General features: G+C 66.1%; 13 protein-coding genes. 6 read left to right on the top strand and 7 right to left on the bottom strand.

Translation table 11 applies throughout. The features are described 5' to 3' along the window. The first annotated feature begins 50 nt into the window (after window positions 1–50). From ACZ55A_RS33465 to ACZ55A_RS33450, 4 genes are all read left to right on the top strand, one after another. Entirely contained in the window at window positions 51–188 is a 138-nt protein-coding gene (locus ACZ55A_RS33465) for a hypothetical protein (RefSeq protein ID WP_468848259.1), read from the top strand. 121 nt (window positions 189–309) lie between these two features. Then, on the top strand, window positions 310–690 hold the full coding sequence (locus ACZ55A_RS33460) for a hypothetical protein (protein ID WP_468848256.1): 381 nt from the start codon (window positions 310–312) through the stop codon (window positions 688–690). Between the two features lie 22 nt (window positions 691–712). Further along, complete coding sequence (locus tag ACZ55A_RS33455) at window positions 713–1,189, top strand: hypothetical protein (protein ID WP_468848254.1); 477 nt, start codon at window positions 713–715, stop codon at window positions 1,187–1,189. Window positions 1,190–1,512: 323 nt separating this feature from the next. Further along, window positions 1,513–1,941 (top strand): hypothetical protein, encoded by a 429-nt coding sequence (locus ACZ55A_RS33450; protein WP_468848251.1) that lies wholly within the window; start codon window positions 1,513–1,515, stop codon window positions 1,939–1,941. Window positions 1,942–1,984: 43 nt separating this feature from the next. Here ACZ55A_RS33450 and ACZ55A_RS33445 read toward each other — a convergent pair whose 3' ends face one another. The 5 genes from ACZ55A_RS33445 to ACZ55A_RS33425 all read right to left on the bottom strand — a co-directional run bounded on the left by ACZ55A_RS33445 (window position 1,985) and on the right by ACZ55A_RS33425 (window position 7,216). Then, window positions 1,985–3,010: a NucA/NucB deoxyribonuclease domain-containing protein gene (locus tag ACZ55A_RS33445; RefSeq protein ID WP_468848249.1), complete on the bottom strand. Its 1,026-nt coding sequence runs from the start codon at window positions 3,008–3,010 to the stop codon at window positions 1,985–1,987. Window positions 3,011–3,770: 760 nt separating this feature from the next. Then, window positions 3,771–3,929 (bottom strand): hypothetical protein, encoded by a 159-nt coding sequence (locus tag ACZ55A_RS33440; RefSeq protein WP_468848247.1) that lies wholly within the window; start codon window positions 3,927–3,929, stop codon window positions 3,771–3,773. A gap of 184 nt (window positions 3,930–4,113) precedes the next feature. Continuing rightward, window positions 4,114–5,067 carry a phosphotransferase family protein gene (locus ACZ55A_RS33435; protein WP_468848245.1) on the bottom strand — a complete coding sequence of 318 codons (954 nt, stop codon included), beginning with the start codon at window positions 5,065–5,067 and terminating at the stop codon, window positions 4,114–4,116. A gap of 186 nt (window positions 5,068–5,253) precedes the next feature. Continuing rightward, window positions 5,254–6,354 (bottom strand): TnsA-like heteromeric transposase endonuclease subunit, encoded by a 1,101-nt coding sequence (locus ACZ55A_RS33430; protein ID WP_468848242.1) that lies wholly within the window; start codon window positions 6,352–6,354, stop codon window positions 5,254–5,256. Between the two features lie 559 nt (window positions 6,355–6,913). After that, the gene (locus ACZ55A_RS33425) at window positions 6,914–7,216 is read right to left on the bottom strand and encodes an FAD-dependent monooxygenase (RefSeq protein WP_468848239.1); all 303 of its coding nucleotides are present in this window, start codon (window positions 7,214–7,216) and stop codon (window positions 6,914–6,916) included. On the opposite strand from ACZ55A_RS33425, the gene ACZ55A_RS33420 reads away from it, so the two are divergent. Together ACZ55A_RS33420 and ACZ55A_RS33415 are read left to right on the top strand one after the other, a co-directional pair. After that, the gene (locus tag ACZ55A_RS33420) at window positions 7,118–9,676 is read left to right on the top strand and encodes a polymorphic toxin-type HINT domain-containing protein (RefSeq protein ID WP_468848264.1); all 2,559 of its coding nucleotides are present in this window, start codon (window positions 7,118–7,120) and stop codon (window positions 9,674–9,676) included. The genes ACZ55A_RS33425 and ACZ55A_RS33420 overlap by 99 nt on opposite strands. Window positions 9,677–9,761: 85 nt before the next feature. Further along, complete coding sequence (locus tag ACZ55A_RS33415) at window positions 9,762–10,019, top strand: hypothetical protein (RefSeq protein ID WP_468848237.1); 258 nt, start codon at window positions 9,762–9,764, stop codon at window positions 10,017–10,019. Between the two features lie 565 nt (window positions 10,020–10,584). Here the strand turns inward: ACZ55A_RS33415 and ACZ55A_RS33410 are convergent. Together ACZ55A_RS33410 and ACZ55A_RS33405 are read right to left on the bottom strand one after the other, a co-directional pair. Further along, on the bottom strand, window positions 10,585–11,298 hold the full coding sequence (locus ACZ55A_RS33410) for a hypothetical protein (protein ID WP_468848234.1): 714 nt from the start codon (window positions 11,296–11,298) through the stop codon (window positions 10,585–10,587). A gap of 212 nt (window positions 11,299–11,510) precedes the next feature. Next, window positions 11,511–11,705: a hypothetical protein gene (locus ACZ55A_RS33405; RefSeq protein WP_468848231.1), complete on the bottom strand. Its 195-nt coding sequence runs from the start codon at window positions 11,703–11,705 to the stop codon at window positions 11,511–11,513. Between the last annotated feature and the right edge of the window lie 34 nt (window positions 11,706–11,739).

The following is an 11,739-nucleotide window of genomic DNA, read 5'->3' as shown; positions in this document are numbered from 1 at the left end:
CGGCCCTCAGCTGACGCCTCCCGGCTGCTGGGGGTGACGAGGAGTTTCTGGTGACGATCGGTGCTGCCGCTGCCGTCCTGTGCGCCTTCGTGTGGAGCGGGTACGGCCGTGACGCCCTGCCGAACCGCAGCGTCTGCGCCCGACACCTGGCGCAGGAACTCGCTCTGCCCAAGGCGAAGGCATCCTGATGCACCGCACCATCCAGCCCGGCCGCGGCCCGCGGCGCGTGCGTTTTACGGTTCGGCCAGCGGGCAGACTTTTGGGCGTAAATCAGGCAAGCGCCTGAAAGGCCTTCAGAGGGGAAACTCCATGCGGGGCACGAATTCTGCTCGATTAACAGCAACGGCCGCTGCCTTTGTCCTGCTCACCTTCGCCAGCGCGCCACCCGCCAGCGCCACCGGCCTGCCGTCTTCCGCACAGGCGAGCGAGGTGGTCAGGGGTGGGCAGAGTGTGCAGCTGCAGAGGTGCGCTCACGGCCGGCACTACAGGACCAAGATCAAGCTGGCCAAGCGCAGCGGTCCGGGCCGGTCGTACCACTTCAAGGGCTGGGTGGCGAAGAACAAGCGGCTTTGTCTCAATAACGGGGTAAACGGCGGTTACTACCGCAACTGCGGCGGTGGACGGCTCTGGGCCCACATCGTCGGCACAAGGAGCTGGGTGGCTGCTTATTGCGTGAAGTGGGACGACTAGGCTGACGCTCCTGGTGAGGCCGGTGGCGCGCAGGTCGAGTCCGGACAGCAGCTGCTGGGCCAGGTCGAGTTGTCGTCTGCCCGGGTGGGTCAGTGAAGACCAGGGCGAAGGCGCGCTGAGCCTGGGCAGTGGCACGCTCGCCGACGATGCCATGCTGCTCGGCTTCCTGTGCGGGCGGCTCGTAGGCTGCGCCTGCGCGGTCCATGCTCCCCTGGGGCCAACCGGCGCCCATAACGCGGTCCTGGAGGCCTGCCCTGCCCAGGTTCTGCGCGGTGTCCAGCACGGTGGGGAAGTCACCGGCCAGCCGGGCCAGGCTGCGCCGTGCACCGGGTGCGGGGCCGCCGTCCTCGGCAGCGACGAGCTGCATCCCTCCGCCGGAATCGTCGCTGCGACCGAGGTGCACCACCCCTGCGTCGGCGGGGAAGACGCCCTCGCGGACCATGGCCTGGTCATCGGCCAGATGCTCCCCACCGACTCGGGGACGATCCGGACGTCCTGACCTGCACGAATCAGCCTACCTCCCTCGGAAGTCGGTTCCCCTGGATGGGGTTGGACCCTGCCAGGCGCCTCCGCAGCCAGGCCAGCAGCGCCCGCCGCAGATCGTGCGGCGGCACACGGCATAGCGCCGCCACCCGCTCTTGAGGCTCCTCCTTGAGGTAGGCATCGCCATTCGGTGCACTCCGTGGCCGGCGTCGCGGTACGGCTGTCGAAGACTGTCCGATACCGCGAGGTAGATCCATGCGCCCGCTAGTAATGTCGGCCTGGAGTCAAAGGAACTGGGGAGGCGGCGTGGGACAGTTGGTGCGACGGCACGATTTACAGGTGAGGGTGGCTTACCACAGCTTTGCCCTGCAGGATTCGGATGACGCAGCGCTTGCCGTGCCCTACCCGGACGAGAACGAGTTCGGAAAGTTCCTGAACGTCTTCCCAGGCCGTCTCGACTTCTACAGTGCCGGCCACACCCACACCGCTGCAGTCACCGTGGAGGTGTGGGACGGGCCCGCGACTGCGTGGGCCGGTGAGGACTGGGAGGAGCACCAGGAGGCGGTTGTCACCACAGCCGGCGGCGAGTTGGCGGTGTGGGGCATGGAGCGCGCGGACGACCTCGTGCATCTCGGGCAGGTCGGTGGACGCTGGAGGGTGCGGGTGGGGTCGACCGGGCGGGCCGAGGTGCAGCGCGTGACCGAGGATGTCGGTGTCGCCTACGGCGTGGAGAAGTGGCTCGTGCAGTTCTGGCCTGAGCCTGAGTGAGGTGGTGTGGGGCCGCCCAGCCGCGGCCCCACACACCTGCCTGTTAGTCGATCTGGACGACGAAGCCGTCCTCGAGCCCGTCAATGACCCGGTTCTTGGCGTAGAAGCTCTTGAGCAGGGTGCCCGCGTCGCCGTTCTGTTTCTTGTCGACCGGCAGGACCGAGTAGTTGTTCTTCATCACGTCGCCGGTGTACTCGAACTCCGCCGCTCCTTCGTAGGTGGAGGCGAAGGGGTACTCGTCACAGTCCTTGGTGTTGTTCTGCGAGTACTTGGGGCCGAAGTACCGCTTACAGTCCGCAACAGCCAGTACGCGGTTGCGGTCATGGCGTGCTGTGTCGGCGACAATGCGGTGCAGCAGGTGTTTCGGCTCCTGACCAGCTACCTTCTTGGCCGCATTGGTGGGCTTGGTCCTCGACGGCTGGGTGAAGGCCGTCTTGATGTGCTGAGCCACGCCTCTCTCGGGCGCGGTGGCCTTGGAGCTGTAGTGCAGGAATCCGAGGTAGGCGAAGGACGCGGCACCGCGTTTCATCGGGCTGGTGCCGCCGGTGGAGTTCTTCAGATACGGGGCGGCGTCCCAGCGGGGTGCCAGCATGAACGGCTTACCGCTTTCGAAGTCACCAATCCAGGGCGGTGGCACCTTTACGCTGATGGTCGGCTCGTAGATTGCCTCGACCAGGTCGGTGCGGCCAGAATTGCCCTGCCCAGGGGCAACGGTGACGGTGTGGGTGAAGTGCGCCGGCTTCATCCTGGCGAGCTGGTCGTAGCTCGTGGCATTGGGGGTGGTGCCGCCGTAGTTCACCTTGACCCGGGAGGGCCACGTCTTCGGCAGTGCGGACTTGATCGTGAACATCTGACCGCTGGTCGGCGGGTTGCCCACCTTGACGAAGTCGGTGACGTCCCAGTCGAAGTTGATGGTGCGGCTTGTCTCCTTGGGCACCGTGCCGCGGATGTAGAACGTCAGGCTGCTGGTGCCCGACCCTCCCCTGCGGTTGATCCACGCCTGGGTGACCTTCAGAGCAGTACACACCGCGAACCGGGACTTGAGGTAGTACTTCGCGTCTCCGCCCATGTGGGCTTTGCACTCAGCCAGCGACATCGACCGTGGTGGATCCGGGTACGTCAGCGCCGTCGGAGCCGCCGCAGCTATCTTGCCCAACGCCGCGGGGAGCGCGGCCTCAAGGGCCGACGGTTTCGCGGACTTGGCGGCATAACGCGCTGCCGCTCCGACGGTCTCAAGTGCATTGCGCGGCCCGTCGGCCTGTGCAGCCGCCCGTTCCAACCGCCGCAGGCCCTCTCCCGCCTCCAGCTCCTTCAGAGTGGGTGTCGGCGTCCCGGCCGGCAACACGTAGGTCTTCACCAGCGGCCGCGGTGAGGGAGTCGCCGACGACACCGCTGGCATAGCACCCACCCCCACGGCGGCAGCGGCCAACAGCGACACAGCCGTTAACGGCCTCCAACGGCGGCCGAACAGCACAGTTCTCATATTTCCCCCCTGTGTATGTATCAGGCACATCAGGCATGCCGTGCACTAATACCTACCGCCCGCCCCAGGCTCATCGAAAGTTCATTCCCAACCCGTGGCTGAAAGCGACCATCGCACTCACCCATGTGGCTGCAAACGACGTGTTGGTGCGGATCCGTCCAGCCTCACTTCCTAGATCCACACGAGGGTGTCGCCGTACCTGCCATGGGGAAGTCCTGCTCCTCAACGCCCGCTGGCGCAACTCTGCCCTGCGCTTGGGGGTCAATGTGTCCGCCATCGACGGACTCGGGTCCGCCCCGGGATGGGGGAGGGTTGTGGCGCCGATCGTCGGCCCGAGTCGGGAGCTTCAGGTCGTTCCGATCAGTAGTCGACCGCCCGCCACAACCTCGTCCTTACCGAGGCCGCGATCGAGGACCCGGTCGCGTTCGAGGAGGAAGTTGGCACCTTCAGCCACCTCCATCCGCTCCAGCGCCTGGCTTTGTTCACCGGTTTCGGGCTCTGGCACAGATCTTGGGGAGCTGCTACGGCGAGTGATATTGTCGTTCGATTCGGAGGCGTCGCAGAGTTGTCGGCCGGGAGCCAGCCCGTACTCGGGGGTGTTCCGGTGCAGGTGTGCGATCGGCTCCGCTGCCGGACGTGGCAACCGGCCCGACGCTCGCTGCCGTGTCCGCGTCCCGGGCTGCTTTGGCTCAGCCCAGCGCGTCCATCAGGGCGGTGACATAGGCATTCAGCCGCTTCTCCACGGTTCGTGTCGTCAGCTCTGGCCTCCCTGCCTCACGCCATGGCTGCGCCACCTGCTGCACTTCTTCTGAGCATGCCAGCCCGTCCCGCACCCGCCAGTACAGCCGCTCATTCGCGGCCGCGGCCAGCACCCCACCGGCCTCCTCATACGCCTCAGGGAACCGCAGACCCCACGCCGGGCCGTGCAGCAGCGCGAGATTGGTCGAGCAGTGCGCCACATCGAGATCCGCCGGGCCCCAGGAGGTCGCTGCCCAGTCGACGACCCCCGTGATCCGGGCACCTGCCGGCCTTGGGGGTGACACGTCGAAGAGCACGTTGCCGGGTTGGAAGTCCCGGTGCAGGAATCGTCCTTCATAGGGGGGCGCGGGCTTGCGGATCACGTCGATCGCCGCGGCCCATGCCGCCGCGTCGGCGCCCTTCGGAGTCACGACGGTGTCGGCGGTCGTCAACGCCACATACTCCCGGGGCCGCTCGGCGGGTCGCAACGCGTGGATCGCCACGAGCTGACGGGCCAGCAGAGGAACGCGCGTCTCCAATCCCTCATCGCTGAGGACCGTCCGGCCCGCTAGATGTGTCATAAGGAGCGATGGATACTCGCAATGCGCTGCGGCCGGATCAACCGCGACCAGTCCAGGAGCTGGCACGCCGGTCCCCGTGAGCAGGGTCAGGGCGTCGGCCTCCCTGTTCAGCCAGTCCTCGGCGTGCTCCACGTTGACGAAGGTCCGCAGCACCAGGTCACGGGTGCCTCCGTCCCGCATGCCGATGGTCAGCCGCCGCATTTCGGCAGTGATGCCGCCGTGTAGAGCCTGGGTTTTGACGATCCGTTCGCCGGCCTCCAGGTGCCGGCTCACCCAAGCCAGGGTCAACGGTCGGACAGCCGCCGCTTCATCGTGGTTGGTCACCGTGCCACCTCATCATCTGGACATCGGCGCCAGCAAAAGCTTTCGTTGGAGACGATGGCAACGTTGCTTTGCTCCTTTCGCAGCTGCCGCAGGCACCAATCAGGCACTCACATCGAGCCGTGGCTACAGCTTGGAGAGTCCCGTCAGCGGACTCTGGCATTGATCGTAAAGAGCTGTGACGACCGGTCACTGAAGCAGGATCATCTTGCGAAGCAGTTCGAATCCGGCGCGTCCGTATAGCTGCCTTTTGATCTTCTTAATGCGGTTCACGGCGCCTTCGGTGCCGCCGGAGCTCCATTCCAGGGTGAGTCCGGCTGTCACAGCGTCGAACTCGCGGCGCAGGTGACATGCGAAGCCGGTAAGGCCGGGCAGTTGGCTGGCTTCGACAGCGTCGATCCAGCTGGGGAGCATGGCGCCGAGGCGTTCAGTGAGTATCTCGCCGAAGCCGCGGATGCGCTCGGCGGCCGTGTCCAACTCGGGGCAGTGGGCCAGGATGGCCTTCAAGGCTGTGCGATCGTCCTCGCTCAAGGACGTGGGATGGCGGGTGAGCCAGCCAGTCACCTGCCGCACCGTCGGTGGTGGAGGCGGTGCTTCCGGCGGAGAGGCACGCAGGGCGGCGATACGAGCGCGGACCATGCCGTAGGTGACGGGAGCATTCTCGGCAAGCAGTTCACCGACCCGCTCGACCCCGACCAACAGGGCCTCCGGCTCGGCGAAGACAACCGTCAACTGCGAAGCGACGGGCTCGTGATGGTTGGGCGGGTGCCGGTAGCCCGCCAGCCACTTGACGTTCGCCAGCAGCACCGGATCGATCGCTCCCACCCGGCGAAAGACCCATCCGGCGAGTTCGCAGGCCCGCGCGGTCGCCGCGAACGCCTCTGCGTCGTCCGGCTCGATTCGATCGTCCGGACGGACGTCCACCACCAGGCCGCCGCCGTCATCGAGTCGGGCGAAGAAGTCCGGGACGTGTCCGCGACGGCCTCGTCGGCCAGGCCAGAACAGTCGGAACGGCTGGCCAACCAGAGCCGTGACCTGCGGGTCGAAGTCCATCAGCATCGCGTGGTGCCGTTCCAGGTGCGATTCGCATGACAGCTGTGCGGCCGTCGTGGCCGCCCAGTAGTCCCGGGTCACGGACTTCTGCCCCTGGTAGGACTTGACCGTACGCGCCGGCGACAGCCGCTCGAACCTCAGCGTCCAGGAGGCCGCCAACGGCTCGCGACGGCGAACGCAGTCCTCACCAACGTACCCCACCTCGAACGCGGCCTGGCCCAGCCTCCCGACATCCACCGCCAGCCCCCACAGTTCCCGGATTGATCCGATCCGAGCAAAGCCACAAGCAGGCTTCGACCACCAGGAATACGGCCCCAAACCACCCGCGAGGGGAAAGACAGGTGAGAAAAACTGACGTCAGAGACAAAGAACCTGAGACGGGCTCGATTTGATTGCCGCACGGCGTAACTCTCTGACGAGTTAGCAGGTCGTTGCGTGTCACCTATTCGCACTACTTGATCCGTTCCTGCACTCGCGGATCAGCAGCCAACTCTGGCGGCAGCACAGTCTTCGAGTCCAGAATCGCCTCCAGTACCTGTTCCACCTTCAGGCCATCTGTCGTGCTGAGATCAACCCCGCGAAGATTTGCATCTTTGAGATGAGAAGCCTTCCGCATACCGTTCGACAGGTTTGATCAGTCGAACAGGTTTCTCTTCAGGCAATCCCATGGTGGTTGGCTCAAAAACGGGCCTCGTGATAGCTCGGGGTGGTGATCCCAGCCGCAGCACCAGGAGCCCTGTTGCCAGTTCAGTTGAGGATGGGCTCCGAAGGCTCGCCTCCACCTGCACCGGCGTCTTCACCCCTCTGCTGTGCGGCCGCCGAACATGGCGACGGCCTCGCGGCCCTTGATCTGGTTCTCGGTGACGTAGGGGCGCAATTCGGCCTCGTAGGCGGCGAAAGCGGTGCGGTGGTTGCCGCCGGCTGCGGACAGGTGCCGGGCCAGGGAGCGGGCGCTGAGTAGAGCCTGGGACGTGCCCATGCCCGCGGTCGGGGCGGCGCAATATCCCGCATCGCCGAGCAGCGCGATGCGGCCCTTCGACCAGCTGTCGAGCTGGACCTGGCAGGTGGAGGCGAAGTAGAAGTCCTCAGCCTTGGCCATGGCCGCAAGCAGCCGGGGAGAGAACAGGCGAGAAAGCACGCAGCCGCGGCCAAGAAGGCGGCAGAGGCAGCCGAGTCGGCGGCAGCGACCGCCAAGAAGGTCTTCACCATCGCCCGCGAGGCCGAGGCGGAAGACCTCACCACCCGCACCGCTGCCGCCATCGAACGCGCCAGGTCCCACGCGGCACAGACCGCCTCTGTCACCTCCGCCGCCGCGGCGGACCTGGTCGAGTCCCGCGCCCTGGACACCACGGCAGCCGAACTGGCCGCCGAGGCGGACAAGCCCGACGCCGACACCAAGGCCATCGCGAACAAGGGCCGCACCCTTGCCCTCAAGGCACTGAAGATCCGCGGCCCCTGGCACCAGCAGGCCGCCGCGGAAGCCCTGTCCGGCCCGGACGACGAGGTCCTGGAGTACTTGCGCACGGGGTGGAAGAAGGCCGCCCAGGACGAGATCCGTGAGCAGGTCTCCCAGCTCAGCACCCAAAGCCCCTACGAGGTCGTACGCAAGGGTGCTTCAGAAGCGCTCAAGGGTTCCGATCAGCAGGTCAGTGACTTCTACATGGCCGGTCAGTACGACGTGGCCGTCACCGACTACGCCGTGCGCGTCTCCCAGATCAACAACGCCGGCGGCCCCGGCGTGAAGGAGGCGTCCAAGGCCGCACTGGCCAACGGCAAGGGCAAGGTGCTCGCCGCATTCATCAGCAACGGCCAGTATGCGGCGCTGAACTCCGACGAGCAGGTCATCGCCTCCAAGCTCGTCAACGACGGCGGACCGGAGATGAAGGCCGCGGCCAAAATCGCCCTGGCCGATTCCGCCGATCAGCTGCACGACTTCGTGCAGGTCGGCCAGTACATGTCCGACCGTAAGGACAAACTCGCCAGCACCCACATCGCCCAGATGCAACGCCTGATCGCCGAAGCCTCCGGGGTGGCGGCCAGGGCCCGGCACAACAGCTGGAAGGCGGCGGAAGCCGCCGCCAAGGCCACCGATGCTTCGGACGACGCCGCCAAGGCCGCGGACGGGGCGAAGAAGTCCGCCAACCTCGCCAAACAGTACGCCGACGACGCAGACAAGGCCGCCACCAGCGCCGAGAACAGCGCCGCCCAGGCAGCCAAGTCCGCCAAGACCGCACGCAACGCTGCCAATGCAGCAGACCGCGACGCTGCCGATGCCGAAACGTCCGCAGCCCAGGCGGAGTTCTCTGCCGACTACGCGCGCAATTCGGCCTCCCTCGCCACCTCGGCGGCCGACGACGCCCGTGCCTCCGCACTCGACGCCGGAAAGAGTGTCAAGGAAGCCAACGCCCTCGCCGCCCAGGCATGGACGGAGGTGCAGAAGAAGCGCGAGAGTGAGGTGGCCGAAGCACGCCGCAAGGCCGAAGAAGCCCGCAAGCAACAGGAGAAGCAGAAGGCCAAGAGGCCACACTGCGTCTCTCACACCGGCAACGAAATAGCCGGGCTCCTGCCCTGCGTCCTCTCCGGCGGCGACGTCACTCCCGTCATCGACCCCACCCTTACCGCCGTGGTATGGGAAATCACCGGCCTCAACGACCTCAGGGAGTGCATCAAGAACCCCGCCTTCGGAGCATGCACCGCCTTCGCCATTTCCGTCCTCCCGGTCGGCAAGGTCAGGCTCCTCAAGAAGCTCGGCGAGGGCATCGAAGACATCGCTGAAGGGTCAAGGGTTGCGAAGAAGGCGAAGTGCTTCAAGTGCTTCCTCGCCGGCACCAAAGTGCTCATGGCGGATCACTCGACGAAGAACATCGAGTCGGTGCGGGTCGGGGACCAGGTACTCGCCACCGACCCGGTCAGCGGCCGCACGGGGAAGCGCACGGTCACCGGCCTCATCGTCACGGAACACGACAAAAAATTCAACGAACTCACCCTTGCCACGCCCCAGGGCAATCGCCACCTCACCGCCACGAACGAGCACCCCTTCTGGTCACCCTCGCAGAACGCATGGGTCGAAGCCGCCCACTTGCGTCCGGGCACGACACTCAGAAGCGTCGATGGTAGTGCGGTCACGATCAAGGGCAATCGCCCCTTCACCCAGAACGCCAGGACGTACAACCTGACAGTCGATAACCTGCACACGTACTATGTACTCGCAGGCGAGACGCCGGTATTGGTGCACAATACTGACTGTGGCCCGGACTTGGGTGAGTTCTGGAAGCCAAAGCCTGCGTCACAGGTTTGCGGAAAGGGCGGCTGTGAGGCTGTCGCGGACCACATCCAGTCGGTTATCGGCGGCGACATCATGCGGATCACCGACAAGTACGGCGCACCACAGTTGGGGAAGTATCGTGGTGTCGACAGCGGTTGGCATTATCACGATGTCGTCGTCAAGGATGGCCGTGTATTCGATGCCACAACCGGGAGACGAGGTGAGTCAATTGCTGAGTACCGGTCGAATTTCGAGTACGGCGATGACCTCGTCTTCAATCCGGCTCCACGATAAGGAAGTGACGGCAGTGGATCTCCTCGAAAGGCTCGCTGACGTACGGAGGCGACCTCGCGCATATGGCTTGACCACATTCGGCGAGGTGGCGGCATTCGTGACCGGCATGGATGCCGCAACCGAATGGCAATTCCTTGAAGGTTTCCGTCAGTTCCTGGCAGCCAAGTCGAACCTCGGCCCCAGCCTCGCCTGGCAGGTACTGGTAATCAGGATGGCCTACCCCGCTGAAGCTGACGAATTCTGGGTCACTGCCTCGCGCAGTGAAAGCAGTGAGGCAACCTCAGTCCTCTTCGACGAGCTTCAGTCGTTCTTCGCGGAGCGAGAGACTTCTGGAACGAATTAGCCCGGCGAGATGGTGATCGCAGGCTCTCCGCCCGAAGGGTACCGCCGGGCGGAGAGCCTGCAGTGCTTTCGGCAAACCCTATTGCCGGGCAGGGAAGCTCATCTCCTGACCACCACCCGTTGCCGTCCGGACTGCCGCGGACCGTCAGCACGAGTATCGGCGTCGTCGAAGCCGCCCGGGAACCGCATGGTCCGGGGGAATCCGCACAGTCGGTGAGATCTGTTGAGAGCCGGACGAGAAGTCGCGCCGGAATGCTTCCGGCGCGACTTGTTCTGCGTGCGGTGGGGCCATTGGGCGTCGCCGGAGCGGGCCAGTCGGACGAGCCGGGCGCCCGCCTCGCGGGTACCGGGCATAGGGGCGACGTGAGAGGTGAGGAACCCCCGCCGGGCTGAGCCGGCGGGGGTTTACGTGTGACGGCTGGGTCGCGCTGTGCGGTGTTCGACGGGGCTTGGTTGTGCTCCGGCTCGCCGGTTGCGGCTCTGCGGGACCACGCGGACGCTTTCGTCTCTGCGGCGGTGGAGCCGCCCCGCCGGAGGTGGCTGCACCGCCGCAGCCGGACGGGTCTTTACTTGTGGGCGCTGATCACACCGCCGGCGCTGAGCACGATGTACACGCCGTTGGCGTCGACCCCCACGTCGTGGCCCTTCGTCTCCAGCGTGGCGGCCACGCCCTCGAAGCCGATGATCTGCGCGCGGTACCGCAGCTCGCCGACCTTCGTGACCTTGGCCGTCCAGCCGCCCGCGAGCTTGAAAGTGCCCGGTCCCTGGTGCTCGCCGCCCATCCAGGAGTGGACCTGGCCGCCCATCGTGAGCACGACGTACATGCCGTTGGCATCGAGCCCGGCGTCGGCGTCCTGCCCCGTCGTCTCCATTGTGGCCACGACCGAACCGTGGCTGACGATCTCGGCGCGGTAGCGCTGGGGGCCGAGGTCGTAGATCTTGGCGGTGCTGCCGTCCACCAGGGTCTGGGTGCGGACGGGGGATCCTGTCTTGGCCCTGGCGGACTGCGCGCCGCCCGACTGCTTGCCCGCAGCGACCGACTTGGTGCCGATCTTGGCGTCGGGGCTCGCCTTGCCATCAGTGCTCTGAATTCCGGACCGGCCCGAGTCGGTGGACTTGGCGGCGGCAGAGCTCGTGCTCGTGTGGCCCGCGGACTTCGCGTCGGCGGCGTCCGAGCCGGAGCAGGCGGTCAGGGTGAGGCCGGCGGCTGCGGTCAGGGCCGCGGCGGCAATGCGCAGGGTGCGGCGACGGGCGGTGCGGGCAGTGGTGCTGGAGCTCATGTCAGGTCCCCCCAGGACGGTCGGTGTCGTTGTCTCCTCGGTACGTCACCCACTTTGGTCCGGGCCACTATCGAGAAGCTGCCGCTCCACTAACAACCGGCTAACACGGGTGTGAGTAGGGGGAGAAGCCACGCGACACGCGACCCATCGGACACGTCCTGGCTCGGTACCGGGATCCTCCACCATCGTCCGGCGGGTATGGCGCCGCCCCATCAGGTCACCGCGACGTTGAAGCAGTGCTGCGCTTCGTTGATCGTTTGTCGTTCACGGCCGCTGACTTGGATGGCGGGCGTCGGGCGGTCACCAGATCCGGCATGGACTGTGGCGCCAACCTTCGTGCGACTGACCAGCACTTTCCCTTCGCGCGGTGCCGGTTGGGCGCCATATTGGATGCCAGCCTGAGCCACTGTGCTTGCAGCTCCTCCCGGCCAAGCCACAGAG

This window comes from Streptomyces sp. NPDC034111, assembly GCF_055575375.1.
This window is presented reverse-complemented; position numbering and strand designations above follow the sequence as displayed.